At 38.3% G+C, this 17,835-nt stretch carries 19 protein-coding genes; 9 read left to right on the forward strand and 10 right to left on the reverse strand.

From position 1 onward, the window contains the following. Positions 1-45: 45 nt before the first annotated feature. Together MKY65_RS01905 and MKY65_RS01910 are read right to left on the reverse strand one after the other, a co-directional pair. Positions 46-261 (reverse strand): YjzC family protein, encoded by a 216-nt coding sequence (locus tag MKY65_RS01905; RefSeq protein WP_256708578.1) that lies wholly within the window; start codon positions 259-261, stop codon positions 46-48. 170 nt (positions 262-431) lie between these two features. Then, positions 432-1,100 (reverse strand): RluA family pseudouridine synthase, encoded by a 669-nt coding sequence (locus MKY65_RS01910; protein ID WP_339181756.1) that lies wholly within the window; start codon positions 1,098-1,100, stop codon positions 432-434. Positions 1,101-1,286: 186 nt separating this feature from the next. Between MKY65_RS01910 and MKY65_RS01915 the strand changes: the two genes are divergently transcribed. Together MKY65_RS01915 and MKY65_RS01920 are read left to right on the forward strand one after the other, a co-directional pair. Further along, complete coding sequence (locus MKY65_RS01915; protein WP_339185074.1) at positions 1,287-1,736, forward strand: nucleoside deaminase; 450 nt, start codon at positions 1,287-1,289, stop codon at positions 1,734-1,736. Between the two features lie 281 nt (positions 1,737-2,017). Continuing rightward, a complete protein-coding gene (locus MKY65_RS01920) occupies positions 2,018-2,617 on the forward strand; it encodes a class I SAM-dependent methyltransferase (RefSeq protein WP_339181758.1) in 600 nt (199 codons plus the stop codon). Positions 2,618-2,703: 86 nt separating this feature from the next. On the opposite strand, the gene MKY65_RS01925 is transcribed toward MKY65_RS01920, so the two are convergent. Together MKY65_RS01925 and MKY65_RS01930 are read right to left on the reverse strand one after the other, a co-directional pair. Beyond that, positions 2,704-3,603, reverse strand: a complete 900-nt coding sequence (locus tag MKY65_RS01925) for an EamA family transporter (RefSeq protein WP_339185076.1) — start codon at positions 3,601-3,603, stop codon at positions 2,704-2,706. Between the two features lie 91 nt (positions 3,604-3,694). Further along, positions 3,695-4,387, reverse strand: coding sequence for an AraC family transcriptional regulator (locus MKY65_RS01930; protein ID WP_339181762.1), 693 nt, complete (start codon positions 4,385-4,387; stop codon positions 3,695-3,697). A gap of 272 nt (positions 4,388-4,659) precedes the next feature. Here MKY65_RS01930 and MKY65_RS01935 point away from each other — a divergent pair, with 272 nt between their 5' ends. Further along, positions 4,660-5,298 carry an HD domain-containing protein gene (locus MKY65_RS01935; RefSeq protein ID WP_339185078.1) on the forward strand — a complete coding sequence of 213 codons (639 nt, stop codon included), beginning with the start codon at positions 4,660-4,662 and terminating at the stop codon, positions 5,296-5,298. 358 nt (positions 5,299-5,656) lie between these two features. Here the strand turns inward: MKY65_RS01935 and MKY65_RS01940 are convergent, their stop codons facing one another. Then, a complete protein-coding gene (locus tag MKY65_RS01940; RefSeq protein ID WP_339181764.1) occupies positions 5,657-6,055 on the reverse strand; it encodes an anti-sigma regulatory factor in 399 nt (132 codons plus the stop codon). A gap of 236 nt (positions 6,056-6,291) precedes the next feature. Continuing rightward, positions 6,292-6,981 carry a Na-translocating system protein MpsC family protein gene (locus MKY65_RS01945; protein ID WP_339181766.1) on the reverse strand — a complete coding sequence of 230 codons (690 nt, stop codon included), beginning with the start codon at positions 6,979-6,981 and terminating at the stop codon, positions 6,292-6,294. 316 nt (positions 6,982-7,297) lie between these two features. Between MKY65_RS01945 and MKY65_RS01950 the strand changes: the two genes are divergently transcribed. The 4 genes from MKY65_RS01950 to MKY65_RS01965 all read left to right on the forward strand — a co-directional run bounded on the left by MKY65_RS01950 (position 7,298) and on the right by MKY65_RS01965 (position 11,633). Further along, the gene (locus tag MKY65_RS01950) at positions 7,298-8,212 is read left to right on the forward strand and encodes a phosphotransferase (RefSeq protein WP_339181768.1); all 915 of its coding nucleotides are present in this window, start codon (positions 7,298-7,300) and stop codon (positions 8,210-8,212) included. 187 nt (positions 8,213-8,399) lie between these two features. After that, positions 8,400-9,266, forward strand: a complete 867-nt coding sequence (locus MKY65_RS01955; RefSeq protein WP_339181771.1) for an alpha/beta hydrolase — start codon at positions 8,400-8,402, stop codon at positions 9,264-9,266. Between the two features lie 326 nt (positions 9,267-9,592). Continuing rightward, positions 9,593-11,086 (forward strand): aldehyde dehydrogenase family protein, encoded by a 1,494-nt coding sequence (locus tag MKY65_RS01960; protein ID WP_339181773.1) that lies wholly within the window; start codon positions 9,593-9,595, stop codon positions 11,084-11,086. A gap of 19 nt (positions 11,087-11,105) precedes the next feature. Next, positions 11,106-11,633: an XRE family transcriptional regulator gene (locus tag MKY65_RS01965; RefSeq protein WP_042531170.1), complete on the forward strand. Its 528-nt coding sequence runs from the start codon at positions 11,106-11,108 to the stop codon at positions 11,631-11,633. A gap of 636 nt (positions 11,634-12,269) precedes the next feature. On the opposite strand, the gene MKY65_RS01970 is transcribed toward MKY65_RS01965, so the two are convergent. From MKY65_RS01970 to MKY65_RS01985, 4 genes are all read right to left on the reverse strand, one after another. Next, positions 12,270-13,448 carry an FAD/NAD(P)-binding oxidoreductase gene (locus MKY65_RS01970; RefSeq protein ID WP_339181775.1) on the reverse strand — a complete coding sequence of 393 codons (1,179 nt, stop codon included), beginning with the start codon at positions 13,446-13,448 and terminating at the stop codon, positions 12,270-12,272. Then, positions 13,435-13,773 carry a (2Fe-2S)-binding protein gene (locus tag MKY65_RS01975; protein WP_339181777.1) on the reverse strand — a complete coding sequence of 113 codons (339 nt, stop codon included), beginning with the start codon at positions 13,771-13,773 and terminating at the stop codon, positions 13,435-13,437. Before MKY65_RS01975 ends, MKY65_RS01970 begins: the two co-directional genes overlap by 14 nt. Further along, the gene (locus MKY65_RS01980) at positions 13,766-14,044 is read right to left on the reverse strand and encodes a (2Fe-2S)-binding protein (protein ID WP_339181780.1); all 279 of its coding nucleotides are present in this window, start codon (positions 14,042-14,044) and stop codon (positions 13,766-13,768) included. The genes MKY65_RS01975 and MKY65_RS01980 overlap by 8 nt, the downstream gene beginning before the upstream one ends. Before the next feature lie 103 nt (positions 14,045-14,147). Next, a complete protein-coding gene (locus MKY65_RS01985) occupies positions 14,148-15,512 on the reverse strand; it encodes a sigma 54-interacting transcriptional regulator (protein WP_339181783.1) in 1,365 nt (454 codons plus the stop codon). A gap of 141 nt (positions 15,513-15,653) precedes the next feature. On the opposite strand from MKY65_RS01985, the gene MKY65_RS01990 reads away from it, so the two are divergent. Beyond that, on the forward strand, positions 15,654-16,832 hold the full coding sequence (locus MKY65_RS01990; RefSeq protein WP_339181786.1) for an FAD-dependent oxidoreductase: 1,179 nt from the start codon (positions 15,654-15,656) through the stop codon (positions 16,830-16,832). Next, the gene (locus MKY65_RS01995) at positions 16,829-17,833 is read left to right on the forward strand and encodes a proline racemase family protein (RefSeq protein WP_339181788.1); all 1,005 of its coding nucleotides are present in this window, start codon (positions 16,829-16,831) and stop codon (positions 17,831-17,833) included. The genes MKY65_RS01990 and MKY65_RS01995 overlap by 4 nt, the downstream gene beginning before the upstream one ends. The last annotated feature ends 2 nt before the right edge of the window (positions 17,834-17,835 follow it).

Consider the following 17,835-nt stretch of genomic DNA (forward strand, 5'->3'; position numbering starts at 1 on the left):
AAAAAGCAAAGGAATCCAGACTAGAAACTCCTTTGCTTTTTTGAATCAATTCGTACTTCTGCTATTTCGCGGGCTTGGATGGGACTGGCTGCGTTTGTTTTTCCAAACACGGTCGTTGTTCTTCGTTTCTGGAAACTTTTCCCCAGCTTTCATTGAAACCTGCTGCGGGTCTTCTACATTGCTGCCTGTTTCACCAACTTCAATATAGACCCCGTTATTGGGAGCCTTTTCTCCACCCTTGAACTGACTGATTTCACCCATCATAGATACCTCCTTCAGGCATTTCAAGCTTATTATGCGGAAATATGAATGAATCTATGAATGGAAAAATTAACAATGTACAATCTTTTTCTTCTGGCGTGCAGCAATGGTTTTGATGTGGCCGCTAACTGAAAAGTCTGCTGTTAGGGAGAATAAAAGCTTATTCCGATTCACCACAGATTCCATGGAAACCTATTTGGCGGCTGAGATTGTACTTTTATTTCTTCTTTTTTAGTAGGATGTCCCACTGCAAGTGTTTCTGACCATAAAGCAATCTGTTCCCCAGTCTGGTTCCATTTTTCTCCGTATTTTTGATCGCCGTAAAGCGGCAAATTGCGGGAGGAGAGCTGTACACGAATTTGATGCGGTCTGCCGGTGTGCAGTTTAATGGAAAGGAGGCTTAAATTTTTTTTGCTCCCAATTACTTCATACTCTAATTTTGCTTTTTTAGCATTTTTATTATTTGGATGCGTTGTATATACCTTGTTTTCATGTTTATCTTTGACTAAGTGATCTTCTAACAAAGCTTGATTTTTATCAGGCACTCCCCGCACGACTGCCAAATATTTCTTTTCTACATCCTGCCGGCGAATGGCATCAGATAGACGGGAGGCTGCTTTAGATGTTTTCGAAAATACCATGACACCTCCTGCAGGGCGGTCCAGGCGATGAACCAGCGCCAGGTAAACATTGCCTGGTTTTTGATAACGTATTTTTATATCCTCCTTCAAGAAATTCAGCAAATCCTGATCCTTTGACTGGTCCTCCTGTACAGGCACATTGACAGGCTTTTCTACAAAAAGTAAATGATTATCCTCATAAAGGATTGGAACATTCATGGGTAATATCTCCTTTATTTCAATACTGAGGCAATGATAACACAGCAGTTTTTTTTATCAAGGGGTCGGGCATGATAGGATGAGTAAAAGCAGATATCTTATAATGATGAATGCGTTTTCAATGTGTATAGGATGGAGACAATTTATGAACAAAATGGAGGGTTACTTGTGGGTAATAAGAAATGGATGGAAAAGGCAGTGAAAATTGCTCAGGAAAGTGCAGCTGCGGGCGGCGGTCCGTTTGGAGCAATTGTGGTAAAGGATGGAAAAATTATCAGTGCCGGAAATAACCAGGTCACAGCAGCGAACGATCCCACAGCTCATGCAGAGGTGCAGGCGATTCGGGAAGCGTGCCAGAAACTGGACAGTTTCCAATTAACGGATTGTGAAATCTATACCAGCTGTGAACCATGTCCCATGTGCATTGGCGCCATTTATTGGGCCAGGCCAGAGGCGGTTTATTATGCGGCTTCTAAAACAGAAGCTGCAGAAGCGGGATTTGATGATCGTTTTATTTATAATCAAATTGCGCTTCCTGTAGAAGAGCGTGATATTGAGATGATGCAGATTCGCCCGGATAAGTACGATAAACCGTTTCAAATCTGGAAAGACGTTGAGAATAGAATGGACTATTAAACGGGATGAGGTACAAACAATGGTGATTATAAGATAGATGCAAAAGGCTTGTAAATAAAGCTTCCCGATGTAATAAATCAATCGTTTGTTTGATTTTAAAATGCGCCGGGGCCTTCACAAATTAGGGATGCCGGTGGTGATAATGCATAATTAGAAGGTTTTGATTAGACAGCAAATAGTATTGTATATTGCTTGTTTATACGTGCGATTATGGTATATTGAGAAGCCGAAGAGATTTCATTTGGGAAAATAAAAGACGCCCATGTGCAGGAGGCTATAAGTTGGAAGAGAATGTATTCAATCGAATGGCAAAAAAATATGACACAGAAGAACGAATAGAGCTGGCAACGGTGATAGCCGATGAGATAAAGAAAAGCATAGCTGAGCAGCAATATCATTCCATATTGGATTATGGCGGTGGAACTGGGTTAGTGGCTTTTCAACTGGCTGGCCGCTTTGAAAAGGGATGGATCGTGGATGCTTCAGAGGAAATGATTCAAGTTGCTCAAGCTAAAATAGAACAGCAGCAATTAAAGCATTTTAAAGCGATGGAATGTAATTTAGCAGAAGAAGATAATTTGGATGTGTATGCAGATGTCATCATCCTATCGTTGGTTTTGCTGCATGTGCCGGATATAGAAACACTTCTGCAAAAATTAAGTAAGCACCTAAATCCAAATGGAATGCTTATTATTGCTGATTTTGATAAAAATAAAACGATACAGCATCCCAAAGTGCATAATGGCTTCACAGAAGCAGAAATAAATCAGGCATTGAATCACGCAGGTCTTCGAGATACAGAAATGCATACATTTCATCATGGAAGCAATATTTTCATGAATCAGGACGCTTCATTATTTATTGCGACGGGTAAAAAGTAAATCTAAAAAGGGCAATGAGAATAAAATCTCGCTGCCCTTTATTCATCTGTATGATGAAAAATGAAATAAATGAAACCATTTCTTTTTTAGAGTGTAGCTCTCACGGCAGCTTTATTCTTCCGGTTAGCTGCTCTGGATGAACCAATCAATATCGCAATCCCCATAATTAAAAGAAAGATACCCAGCCAGGCAGTCGTATTTAATTTCTCCCCTAACAGAAATACCCCTAATAATGCTGCTGTTAACGGCTCTGCTAAAGCAAGAGTAACCGCAGTTGAAGAAGAAACATTAGCCAATCCTTTGGCGAAAAGAAAATAGGCTATGCCTGTAGCTACAACACCTAATTGAATACTGACGCCGATGCCCTGCAAGCTCGTTACCCATGACATATCAAAAATAAATAGGAATGGAGCTAAGAAAATCGCACTTATTGTAAAAATAATTGCAACCACGTTTAAGGAAGAGAATTTTTGAACCATATCTCTGCTTGCGAGGGTGTAGCTGGCAAAGGTAAGTCCTGCACCTAAAGCCATCACGACACCAACTGGATCAACATAAGCGGATTCTCGGTTAGTAAATAACAGGATGCAGCCGGAAATGGAGAGGAAAGTAGACACCCACCAAATTTTTGACGGATGAGCTTTAAAAAACATCCATTCCAGAAGCCCTGATAAAATTGGCGCGCTCCCGATGGCTACAACGGTTCCGATAGCTACGCCAGTGACAGTGACAGCGGTAAAAAATAACGGCTGATATAAAGCCATGCTTAAAGCAGCTAACACCGTAGCTTTGATGGGCCAATTTTTTAGTTCTAATTTGCCGAATAGAAGGACCAGTGATAATAAAAAGAGTCCTCCTACTGCTAAACGAATCGTCCCAATCGCAATAGGATGGGCATTTTCTGGTGCAAAAGCCTGTGCTGTCCCAGTTGTTCCCCAAAGTACAGCAGCAAAAAGAATAAGAAAGGCAGAAAGTTTTCCTTGCATCGATTTCACTCCGAAATAAAAGAATATATACTCATCATAGATAAAGACTGTTCTTTTTTCTATACTGAGTTTCATATTCTTTTTACCTTCTTTAAAGAAATCTATATTTGTTTGGCGCCATTCCTTTGTGTTTAACAAACCACCTTGTAAAGGAAGAGGCATTCTCGAAGCCTAATTCCTCGCTAATTCGAGATATGGATAATCTGGTTGAAAGCAATAAATGCTCCGCCTCCTGTAGACGCAGGTCTAAAATATATGCCTGCGGGCTTTTGCCAGTTCTTTTCTTAAACCATTCCGAGTAATAAACAGGGTGATAATGCTCTATTTTTGCCAGCGTTTCCAATCGAATCGGCTCCTTAAAATGGTTGTGAATATAGTCTATGGAAGGAGGGTTGGAAGTCTGCAGTTTTTTGGTTACATAACGGGTCAAATCGGCTAAGGCAGATATATTGTCCTTTGCGTCCGCCTCTTCCAATAGTAAATACCGGATTGCAGTCCATTGATTATCCAGTTTGATATGCATGCTTTCTGTATAACTGGGCAAATATCGCAGCGGTATATCCAATATTAGAAATTCGTTTCTCTCGATAGAGCGGTAATGATGCTGGAAGTTTGGCGGCAGATAAAATCCGCAATCCGCTTCCAGATGAAGTTCCTGTTGATTTGTTCGGATATCCAGGGAGCCTTGTAAAGGGAAAAGAAACTGTCCGAAGGTATGCTGATGCGAATGGAATTCTTTTGAATAGGTTCTTTTTTCACAGATGATTTGGCTGTTTCTTTCCATTTTATCTTCTCCCTTCAGAGTTAAATTTAAAATATCTTACCATTAATTTATGATGTGGTAAATGAATTCATCCGAAAATATACTGTATCAGGCTAATGGACTTTCTGCAGTATTCCTTCTAAATTTACCTCAAAAAATTAACTTCATGATAAATTTAATTTAAGATAGAGATGAAATGGCTTCTATACAGAAATGATTGCATTGCTATATGGAAATAATCCTTTTACAATGGAGCCAAGATGAAAATAAATCGTAAAGGGGGAGTTTGAATGATGATTCAAGAAGTAGCAGGTATCAAAGTTCCAGATACGCGATTGGCAAAGGATGCGGCAGATATTCTAAGGGAATATGGAAATGACTTGCTGTGGAATCATTCCAATCGTGTCTTCTTTTTTGGCGCGGTAAACGGTAAACAGGCAAAGTTGAATTATGATTTAGAGTTGCTGTATGTCAGTGCATTATTCCATGACTTAGGATTGACCAAAGCTTATAGCAGTTCCGATTTGCGTTTTGAAGTAGACGGGGCTAATGCTGCCAGAAGCTTTTTACAGCAGTATCAAATTCCAAAAGAATCTATTCAGCTTGTATGGGATGCGATTGCATTACACACAACCCCTGGAGTTGCTGAACACAAGGAATCGGAAGTAGCCCTTCTTTTCTCTGGTGTTGGTTTAGATGTGATGGGAGACGGATTTGAAGAATTCCCGGCTGATTTGCGCGAAGAAGTTATACAGGCTTTCCCTCGGAATAATTTTAAAAAGGAAATTATCCCGGCATTTTATGAAGGATTTAAGCATAAGCCGGAAACCACTTTTGGTAATATGAAAGAAGATGTCGTCCAGCATTTTCGGCCGGAATACCGTAATAAGAATTTCTGCAGCTGTATTATACATTCCCCGTGGCCGGAATAAAGGGATGATAAAAAATAGCTGAATTATTTTAAATCGATTGAGCATCTCTTTGGATATTTTATCTTAAGAGATGCTTTTTGGATAAAAAAATTTGTTTGGGTAAGATAAGACAGGTTTAGAGGCTGAATTGTAATTAACTTTCAAAGCGGCTGGAGTTAAAGATGATTTATTTAACGAATATAAGATAGTTAAAATTTCTTTGAGGATTGTATTCTCTTACTTATGTAAAAGCAATGAATCAAAACCTGTGTACAGCAACGATGAAATAAACGAAGAAAAAATCAGTGTTACAAGCAAAAATTTATGAAATTCTCTTTGAAAAATGCCGAAATTCTTCCAGCTTCGGACATGCTGCTAACTAAATCCATTTAGCCACCTTGATTGTTGTTCCTTGTCCAATGACTGATTGGATTTCAAATTCATCCATCAAACGTTTCACGCCAGGGAGACCAGCCCCAAGTCCTCCTGAAGTGGTATAGCCATCCTGGAGCACTAATCGAATATCATTTATTCCTGGACCAGAGTCGGTTGCAGTCATAATGATTCCTTTATGGCCAAGCGTATCGATGACCTCAAAAGAAATCCCCCCTTTTTCTGCATATAAATAGATGTTACGGGCTAATTCCGATATTGCAGTGGTGATACGTGCCTGATCCACTGTACCAAAGCCAATCTGCTTTGCTATATCCCTGCCTATCTGTCTAGCATGAACGATATCCAATTCCTTATGGATGTTTACATACGATTGAGTTTTCATAGTCGATTCCTCCAGTTTCTGATAGAGTTTTAAGATGCATTGCTTCAGATTCAGCACAGTTGGAAGCTTCTGGAGATGGATATCTAAATCAATCAACATACCAAATAAAACTGTCTTTCTGTTCGCGTTCTTATTTATTAACCTGCTTTCCTTTTATTTAATAAAAAAAGCCGAAAAGGAATAAAGATCCTTTTCGGCTCATGCCTTAGCGCTATTGTCTAGACATTTCCGCCAGATTATTTTTTTGGTTTAAGTATGAATATAACAAATCCTGTATCATTGTCGAAATCCCAATCTACAAATAAATCTTGTATTTCCTGATGAAGCACAGATTCTAAGAATTGTTTATCAATTAAACTCTTTTCCAGCTTCCGCTTTGACAGCCTGAGCTGGTTTTCAAATCCCGAATGAATCAGCTCTTTTTCAATCAGTACAAGTATATCCTCGCGTCTTGAAATCAATGTCCGGGGATTAAGCATACAAGACGTAAGCTGTTTCGGAGACTTTTGTGCTTTTTGAGTAAAACGGCTGATCTCTTCGTGTACCTGTTCTTTGGCTGGATAATCAAGATAATCTTCTATTGTCTCATCCAGATTGGAATCCAGCTCGGTAAAAAGAATTCCGCTGCTATTTTCAACCGACCAGTCATAGTAAATCTTGTCCACTTTTACGCCTGCCTGCGAGGAGATAATCGATTGTATCTCCGGAGTCAGTTCTTTCATTAATAGATCACGGGTTTCCTGAAACTTCAATTCATTTTCCTGCTTCAGCAGAATCTTTTCCATCGGAGCTAAAAAGTTTCTTAAATAGATTGTAATGTATGGTTTTGCTATAGATACAAAAATAGCTTCGGGACCCTTTCCGAAATTATCTCGAAAAAGTTTTCCGATTGCACTGGATATTCCGGATTCTACTGTTTTTTCCACTTGGTTTCTCCTTTTGAGTGTCATTAATTGTATATCTATATTCGCTGCGAAAATAGGAGTGTATTTCTATTTCGGTTTCTTTGATTTGTTAAGCTTGAAAAAACATTTTAAGGACCGTACCTTATTTTACAATCCCTTTCATAACTATACCATTAATTGCAGACGTTGAAAAATTATTTTGGTAAAAAAACTGTGGTATTCTTTATGTAATACAAATTATAATATTTAAGTAACACACCGTGGGTTTTCAAACGTTTCGTTTTGATGAATTGATAGGAAGAGAAACTGGAATGATTACAGAAAGGTGGAAGACCCGATGGATAGAATACCTGAGTCATTTGCTGAATATATCGATTTGCATCCTAGTTTAAAAGAGGTAACATCCTGGACTCTTTTACGGAGGTGGTCCCATTCAGAAGTGTGGCGGGCAAATAGAAACAATGGAGATTCCTGTATCGTCAAAATGGGAAAAGACGAGAACGCCCGCGAAGTCATCGTTTATAAAGATTTATTAATTCCATTTGGATTAGATATTCCAACAATTTATGTATCCTATAAAGCGGATGATATTGGGATATTGATAATGAAAGATCTTCCGGGTGAAACTTTAGAGGACGCTCCTCAATCTGAGATTTTTATTGAAGCGGCAAAAGAGCTAGCCACTATCCGCAGCAAGGCAAAATCAGCAATCATGGAAGGGAAACTAACAAACGAAACGTATTTATATTATTACGTTTCTAAAGACCAGATAATAAATGATTTAGTATACTTGAGCCAACAGAGGGAGTATATAGATGATACTCAAGCAACATTCTTAAAAAAATTATCAACTATTTTGCCGCCTCATATGGAGCGCTTATATAGAGATTTTCCGCTGACGCTTGTGCATAATGATTATTATCCTAAAAATTTAATGAAAAATAATGAAAGAATAACTGTAATTGATTGGGCATCCGCAAATCTTAGCCCCCATCTTGGAGATTTGTACTGCTTCATTCGTGCGGCAGAGAATTATCCTATTAATTCTGCTGATTTAATCCATGCATATTATGAACAAACTGCTGATAGCGTACCAGGCGATATCGAGTGGCAAATAAATATGGGTGGTATTTGTTGGACCATTCATGCACTGCGGCAATTGTTCGACTATGAGGTAGAGGCTATACCAATAGCGCGTGAATGGATCCCTGAATTGGTTTCTGATATTTATTCGCTTGCTGACAATCTATAAATAATATTTTATTGTATAATGAAAGGGGTTTCAATACAAAGATCATTTAAAATAACTATATGCTTTTTGTTTATAGAACGTTGTAGATAAAGACAGGATGCGCTGAAGAAGCTGTGTTATCAATCTTTTAAGGTTCAGTAATCGAATAGAATAGAAGTTTTAAAACTTAACAAAAAGGAGGATATTTATGAATATTGCATTAGAGAATGGCGAGAATCTTTTTTATGTAAAAAAAGGAGGAGGAGAGCATGTTTTATTATTAATTCATGGAAATATGGCATCTTCGGCTCAATGGGATTTACTGCTTGAAGAAATAGATCCTGCCTTTACAGTGTATGCAGTAGATTTACGTGGATATGGGCAATCGAGCTATGACCAGCCGATAAATTCAATCAAAGATTTTTCGGAGGATATCAAACAATTTGTTGATCAATTAGATTTGCAGAAGTTTTATATAATGGGTTTGTCTAATGGCGGTGGTGTAGCAATGCAGTTTGCTAGTGATTATCCAGACCATATTCAAAAAATCCTATTGCTTTCTTCCATGTCTACACGAGGGTATCCAGCTTTTAATACAGACGGTGAAAGAATCCGTTTTAGAGAACAATTAATAGAAGACCCTGGATTAAATATGATGTTAGATGCTCAGAGAACAAATAATCAAGCATTTTTTAGAGCGGCTATGGACCAAGTGCTTTATTCCGTTAACCAACCAAACGAAGAACAGTATCGAAAGTATTTAACCAGTGCCACACAGCAAAGGAATATAATCGATGCGGCATATGCTGCAAACAGGTTCAATATAAGTACAGTGTCCAATGGTATAATTGATGGGACCGGGGAAGTAAGTAATATCCAGGCTCCTATTCTGGTAATCTGGGGAGAAAATGATTTGATTGTATCGGAAGAAATGACAATGGAAATAATGGAGGATTTAAAAGAGGCTGGAATTGACTTTCATTATGCACCGATAAATGCCGGTCACGCTTTATTGATAGATAATTTAGAAGCAGTTTTGCAAGAAACATACAGGTTTTTAAACATAAAAGGATAGTATGCCTATTTCAACTTTATTGTTTGAACGACAAACAAGGGATTACTCTTATATAAAAAGAAAACTTGATTTCAATATTCCTAACGTGCTTATTTAAGAATTTTACAGTACCTGTAAAAAGGATGATATTTTTAAAAGAAACTGTAAACAATACTCTTTCGTGGGGCCTGAACGTTAATCAGATAATATACCATATTTTACTGTCTGTGAAAAAATGATTGCTTTTTATACAGTCATAGACTATCCTGTTAATTAACAGAATATTTAATCTGGAGATTGCTATATTTCGAGGTTAAATAAATCTATATTAAGGGAGATGTTTGTGTATGTCACTAGATACGTTAGATACATTGAAGCCAAAAGTGAAAGCGTTTTTAGAAGAGGTGAATGGGTTCTATATTAATGGTCAATACGTTACAGCACAGAACGGTCAAACATTTGACGTTTTGAACCCGGCAACGGAGGAAGTGATTGCAAAAGTAAGCCAAGCAGATGAATCCGATCTTGATTTGGCTGTTCAAGCAGCTCGTAAAGCTTTTGATGAAGGGCAATGGACCAAGATGGAGGCTGCCGAGCGTTCCCGTATAATTTATAAATTTGCAGACTTATTAGAGGAGCATAAAGAAGAACTTGCCCAATTAGAGTCTCTTGATAACGGCAAGCCTTATCAGCAAGCTTTGGAAGATGATATAGAAGGGACGATTGAGCATTTTAGATATTATGCGGGTTGGGCAACAAAAATCTTTGGAAAGACAACAAACGTTTCACCGGAATATGCTACGTATACAGTTCACGAGCCTGTTGGTGTAGTAGGGCAGATTATTCCATGGAACTATCCTTTGCTAATGGCTGCTTGGAAGCTGGGGTCAGCACTTGCAGCAGGGTGTACGGTTGTTTTAAAACCTGCAGAAGATACACCATTATCCATTTTATATGCAGCGAAGTTATTTAAAGAAGCTGGTTTTCCAGATGGTGTAGTCAATATTGTTTCCGGGCCGGGAAGTGTGGTTGGAAATGCTTTGGTAACACATCCTCAAGTGAACAAAGTTGCGTTCACAGGCTCCACAGAAACTGGTAAGGAAATTATGAGAAAAGCAGCAGATGATGTGAAGGAGGTCACTTTAGAACTTGGAGGGAAATCTCCAGCTATTGTTTTAGAGGATGCTGATTTAGAAACAACATTAGATGGTGTTTTTGATGGTACGATGTATAATCACGGTCAAAATTGCAGTGCAACTACCCGTATTTTTGTGCATCGAAGTTTGTATGATGAAGTACTGGATAAGCTCAAGAAAAAAGCTGAAGAAACGGTCGTTGGCCCTGGGCTGGACAGTGCTACGGATATGGGGCCGCTTGTATCTGCAAAACAAATGAATACTGTTTTAGGGTATATTGAAAAAGGAAAGGAAGAAGGTGCGCGGCTTATTACTGGCGGTAAGCGTACAGGGGCTCAAGGATATTTTGTAGAACCGACTATCTTTGCGGACGTAGAAGATCATATGACGATTGCAAGAGAAGAAATATTTGGTCCTGTTATGTCGGTGTTTGTCTTCGATGAAGTGGAAGAAGTGATTCAGCGGGCTAATGATAGTGAGTATGGTTTAGCTGCAAGTGTATGGACGGAAAATATTAAAAAAGGACACTATATTGCTTCTAAGTTAGAGTCAGGAACTGTCTGGGTGAATGATTTTGGTCTTGAATTGGAAACAATGCCGTTTGGTGGTTACAAACATTCTGGTATAGGCAGAGAGATGGGTGGAGATTACGGCATCTCCAACTATGTAGAAGTGAAAAGTATCTTTGTTAATATGAAGCAATAATAACTAAGAGGTGACGTGGATGGATGAGTTATTAGGCAGCGAACTAAAAAAAGTACGTAAGAGCAGGCAGTTGACCTTACAACAATTGAGTGACCGAAGTGGTCTGTCTGTGAGCTTTTTATCCCAGATAGAAAGGGGACTGCGGACACTTACATTTACATCCCTTAAAAAAATCTGTGAGGCATTAGATGTCAATGTGAATTTCTTCTTCGATAATGGAGATTCCAGCTTTGTAAAAAAAGAGAAAACCTCGTATAAAAATACTGGTAACTTTTCCTATAAAAGCTTAGTTGGAAAAATGAAACATCCGGATTTCATTCCTGCACGGATTGACTTGGAAGCAGGGGAATATCAACAAATCCCTTATACGCATAGCGGACAAGAATTTGTATATGTATTATCCGGCCAGTTAGAAGTTGAAATTGAAGGTGTCAAAGAAACGCTGTATAGCAATGAGTCTATCCATATAGATTCTAGTATGGCACATCATTGGTATAATGCTACAGATGAGACGACGAAGCTGCTTCTCGTCTCATCCACAAAATAAAAAAAGGTCTGTTGCACGATCAGGTACCTAAGTGTGCAACAGATCCTTTCTTATTGGTTAAATTTTTCAAACATGCTATGTGAGACTACTTCCGGTCTTTTCTGGTCATCTTCATCAATTAACCCTTTTACCTTAAGTATATCAATAATGGCTTCTATCCTTGCTCTCACGGACATTTCCATACTATCCATTAAATTGAGTTTCATTTTTCATCTTGTTCTTCTTATTTTACGGCGTTAAATCACGATTAGAATTCCCCATTCTGCCCCATATTTCTTAGAACTTTTGAGATGCAATGTCTTTGTGTATTTTATAACTCAAACCTAATTGATTGGTCAGTTTTATAAGTTGCTTATCATATAATTTTAACAAATGCTGTTGCGGCCCCGTTTCGCCTTTACTTAGACAATCATTGAATTCATTAAGAACCCTATTTAAGCCAGATATAATTATTTGCTTCGTTTAAAATGCTTCTCCATTCTCCTCTTTTACGGCTGTATAAGTCAGAACCGAACCAAAGATTTCTTGATATTTATTAAAACTATTATTTGCAAGTTCTTTGTTGTTTCTTAACCCCACTGTAAGTTTCTTTGAAAAATTCAAATAAATAATAATCCTCGTTGTCCTCTACATTTCTTATGAATGCTGCATCCACATGCTCTGCAGTGTATTTCTGCCTTGAAGTAAATCCTTATGGAAGGTAACCTTTGCATGTTGTCTTTCATATGCTATTGCTTCCAGTATTTCTTTAGAGGATATGTTATTTTTAATAATCTGGTTTGCAGCCAGTCTGCCTTGTAACATAGCGATTTTAGCATTTTCTATTCCAGTGATATTGCCAGCCACATATAAATTCTCTATTTCTGTTTTCATCGTTTCATGATGTAGAGGCACATATCCGCCTAATGCTTCGATATAAACATGTTTCAAATCTAATAGGGATGTTACTTCATTAACTGGCGATAGACCATCCGAAATGCATACAAAATCACATTCTATTTCTTTTTCTGTCCCTTCTATGATTTCACCCAAAGCATTTGTTTTTTGAATTGTTACAGATTCTACTTTGTGCTGCCCGTTTATCTTCATTACCCTCTCCTTAATGGAAATAGGTAATCCAAGTGCATGGACTCCCTTTTTAGGAAAGAGTTGCAAGGCCAGCTGCTGGAGCGGAGTCACTTTTTCAGCCATTTTTGAACCAAATGAAAGAAATTTGGAAGGGGCAGAATTTCCTAAAGATATCAGTGTTTCCAATGCTCTCTTTGGTGCTGCTTCATTTATTAGATTATTTGGCGGCAGACAAATTTTAGCGACATCGATATATGCGTAGCCAAGTTCTAGTGCAATGACCATGGATAATGGATTAATGCCGATAATAACGCCTTTATTTCCCGGTTTCACACGCTGGAAATTTGTCAGTACTTGAGCAGCGCCTACAGTCATTACCCCCGGTAAATCCCAACCAGGAAGCGGAGTTGATTTTTCTTTTCCGCCGGTCGAAACAATCAGATAATTAGATTGAAAGTGTCCGGATGTTGTGTATACATCAAAGCCTTGATTACGGTGTTCTACGTTATACACAGATGTTCCAAGCTTAAAGCTTACCTTTTCTGAGATATCGCTGTACAGTTTCTGGGCAATTTCAATTCCGTTCCACCATTTTCCTTTGGTTTCCTCATATAATTGCCCCAGCAATCTGCCTCCGTAATGATAATATTCATCGATAATAAGTATATTTTGTGAATCTTGAAGGACTTGGCCGGCGGTCATTCCAGCAGGACCAGCGCCGATAATAATAGTATCAAAGTGATTCATGAGGACGGCCTCCTTTTATCAAGTGAGGCAGCTCGGTCTGCTGTTCAATCTCCATATTTTTATAAATTGGAGTGAGACATGCTCGTTGATTACGTTTTCCTTCCACAGTTACCCTGCATTCGGAACAATGACCAATATTACAGTATAACCCCCGTCCGCTGCCGTCTTTTTCATGGTATCTGAGCGTCCTTATATCATTAGCAAGAAGTGCAGCTGTGATGCTTTCGCCTTCAGCCCCATAATATGTTTTCCCATTCCATTTGAAAGGGACAAGTTTCTGTTCTTTTTTACCTAAAATTTTATGCTCCAGAATTCTATCAGTCACTATCTACACCCCCAGATAATTCCTCAAACGAAACAGTTCGGATAGGAGACTGGGATTTAAGATTGATGTAGGGTGGTCCCTGTTTATTTTTATCCTGAGTCAGTTGATCTAAAAAATGTCCACATGTCCTGGAATTACAAAAACCCATTCCGGCCCGGGATTTTAGTTTCAGTTCTCGAGAGTTCGCTGCTCCTCTTTCTAAGATGGCAAGGATTTCAGAATAATATATATTTTCACATCGGCAAACAATAAAATCGTCTTGTTTATTCATTGGAATCACCTCAAAGGATATTTATTTATAAACAAGAAAAAAGTGTGCCAATTTATTACGGAAAAGCGACAGTAGAACTCCTATGGAATAAAGCTTCGTTTTATTAATTGAATTTACGCATCTTTGCGTATAAGGTGGGCCTGCTAACGCCAAGGACATGACTGGATTTTTCAATGTTATGACCATTCTGTTCCACAATATATTTAATATATTCTGTTTCTACCTTATGCATATAGTCTTTCAGTTTCAGATTCTCTGACAAATTTGGTATAGGCAGGCTTTTATCTGATTCTCCGACTTCCACTAAGTATTGGTCGAAGATGCTATTATTTAATTTTTCCTCATTTGAGAAGATAACCAATCTTTCTACAACATTGATTAATTCTCTGGTATTTCCTGGCCAATGATAATGTCTTAGATTATTTAAAAGCCTTTGGTCTGCATAACGGAGCTCTGTCTGGTATTTCTGCGATAAGTGATAGAGATAGTAATAGAATAAAGATTCAATATCGTCCGGGCGTTCTCTTAAAGGAGGAATATGGATATTAATCACATTAATTCGATATAACAGGTCAGAACGAAAATCATCTGCATGCAGTAAGTCAGAAATTGCCTTGTTTGTGGCAGAAACTAATCGAAAATGAGTGGAAACCTCCTTTTTTCCGCCTAACCTGAAGTATTTCCTTTCCTGTAATACACGTAAGAATTTTACCTGCATATCCAAGGGCATATCTCCAATTTCATCAAGAAAAAGTGTGCCGTCTTTGGCGAGTTCGAGTTTTCCTTTGTTTCCTTCTTTATTTGCCCCGGTAAATGCCCCTTTCTCGTAGCCAAACAATTCTGCCTCGAATAGATGCTTTGGAATTGCTCCGCAGTTAATTGGAATGAAATCGCCTGAGGTTTCACTGCTATTATGAATTGACTGTGCAAATAGCTCTTTGCCCACGCCGGTTTCTCCAGTGATTAAAATACTTGCATCTGTCTTTGCAGCTCGCTTTATCTGGCTTTTTAGGTTCTCCATGATGGAACTTTTAAAAATGATATTTTTAAAATGCTCCTCACCCTTCAATTGATTAACATTATCCGTGAGAAAGCTGACCTGATTTTTTAGTTGTTCGATTTCCTCCTCCTGCCGCTTTTGTTCCGTCACATCAATTTCTGAAACAATGGCGCCTTCGACAATGCCATCGATAACAATTGGAACGGATTTAAGATTTACATAAATATGTTTCGTCGCCATATGCTGTTTCTTTTCAATGATTTCATTGTTTCTCAATGTTTGAAGAATCGCCAATTTGTCTTCTGCGAAAATCTCTTTAATATCCTTCCCGATGACATAATCATGATTCATATCAAATATTTCTGCGGCTCTTTCACTCCAATAAATTACTTTTTCATGCTTATCGATAATCGTAAAAGAATGGTTATAAAAATTAATCAGCTCTTGAATAATAGAATCCTCTAACATAGGTAATGCCTCCTTTGGTGTTAAAATTATAATAATAATTATAATTTTCTTTACACATTATTTCAAATTTTATTGATTTTGCTGTACGTAAAATTGGCACGCTTTTTTCTTAGTATTTTATAAAGGAAGGGGGGAGTTATTTTGACAACGCCATATTATGATGTATTGATTATTGGCGGCGGGATTATCGGCGCAAGCATTGCCTATTTTACTTCTAAAAAGGGACTAAAGGTAGCGATGTTAGAAATGAATACAGTTGCTTCTGGGACGAGTTCAAAATGTGATGGCAATGTTTTATTGATTGATAAAGAGCCTGGATTTGATAGCAATATGGCGATAAAGAGCCAGGCATTAATCAAAAGCTTATCTAAAGAATTAGAAATGGAATTTGAATACAGGGATCCGGGAAGCATTTTCCTTTGTGCAAATGAAGAGGAGCTGGAGCAGGCGTATGATTGGGTAGACCAGCACAACAGGGCAAATGGGAAATATCAATTTTTTAAAAAACTAACCAAAGAAGATTTAAGGAATGATTCCAAATATTTTGCTGACCATCTCGTTGGCGGGATTGAGTGTACGAATGATTCTACAGTAAATCCGTACATGTTAACATTCTCATTAATTCATGCAGCTGAAAAAAATGAGTTTGAACTCTTCGAAAAAACGCCCGTAACATTTATAGAGAAATATAAATCAAAAGGTTTTAAAGTACATTCTCATGATCGCGTATTTAAGGCCAATAAAGTAATTAATGCAGCTGGCGTTTTTGCGCCAGAAGTGAGTAAACATCTTGGTGTACCTTTACCAATTAAACCAAGAAAAGGTCATATCCTGGTTTCATCACGTGCAGAATTGATGGGCACAAGGAAAATTCAAGAGTTTGGATACTTGATGACGAAGTTTGGCAAAGAGAGAAAAGCCGATAAAATCATGAATGATTATGGAATTGCATTGGTGCATGAACCGACAGAGAGTCAAAACTTCCTGATAGGAAGCAGCCGGGAATTTATCGGTTTTGACACAACCGTCAATCATCAAGTTGTTCAACTGATTGCCAAAAGGGCGATAGAGTTTTTCCCGAAAATGAAGGACATGAATATTATCCGTAGTTATGCAGGTCTCCGGCCGTGGACACCGGATCACTTGCCAATTATTTCAGAGACTACTGTACCTAATTATTATGTAGCCGCTGGTCATGAGGGAGATGGAATTGGATTGTCTGCGGTAACAGGTTATTGGATGGCTCAGATGGTGACAGATACACTTGAGGATGACATTAGTCCGCTAAGTATGGATAGATTTCAGGAGGAGGCAATATGAAGATAAATTCAAAACTACTTGTTACTGTGGATACACACACTGGGGGAAACCCGACAAGAACGGTTTTATCCGGTATGCCTAAATTAAAAGGAGAGACGATTCAAGAAAAAATGCTGGATATGAAGGAAAACCATGATTACATTCGAAAATTTCTAGTTTTTCCACCCAGGGGACATGATGTAATGAGCGGCACGATATTACTGCCGCCTTTAAAAGAAGAAGCAGATTTTAGTGTGATTTTTATAGAGACCGGTGGGTATCTGCCGATGTGCGGACATGACACTATTGGTACATGTACAGCATTAGTAGAACTCGGTTATGTCGAAGTCAAAGAGCCTTATACTTCGGTAGTCCTAGATACCCCAGCTGGTGTGGTAGAAGCCAACTGTAAAGTGGAAGATGGTAAAGTGCAAGAAGTAACATTTATCAGTACAGATTCCTTTCACCTAAAGACGGTTTATATCGACTATAAAGATTTCAAGAATATAAAGTGTGATGTGGCGTATGGCGGGAATTTTTATGGAATTATGAAAGCAAGTGATTTAGGATTATCGCTTGATGTATCAAGGTCAGAAGAAATTGTGGGAGTGGCCATGGCAGTCAGAGATGAAATTAATCAGCTGCATGAAGTGAGGCATCCTGAGTATCCATTTATTAATAAGCTAACGCATATGGAATTTTATGAGACTGGGGATATCGTTAAAAACGCGGTAATTGTACCTCCGGGAGGCATTGATAGATCGCCGTGCGGCACAGGGACATGTGCAAAAGTATCGACACTTTATAAAGAAGGTCATTTGGGTTTGAATGAAAGCTTTCTTCATGAAAGTATTACGGGCTCCCAATTTAAAGCTCGGGTAATTTATGCGAACAAGGAAGAAGATATAACTTATAATAAAGTTGCTATTACAGGATCTGCGTGGATTATGGGGAGACATGACTTTTACTTCGACCCGAATGACCCCTTAAACCAAGGGTATCTATTGATTCCAGAAATATAGGG

The organism is Oceanobacillus sp. FSL W7-1293 (assembly GCF_037969815.1).
GTDB classification, from domain to species: Bacteria; Bacillota; Bacilli; order Bacillales; family Amphibacillaceae; genus Oceanobacillus; species Oceanobacillus oncorhynchi.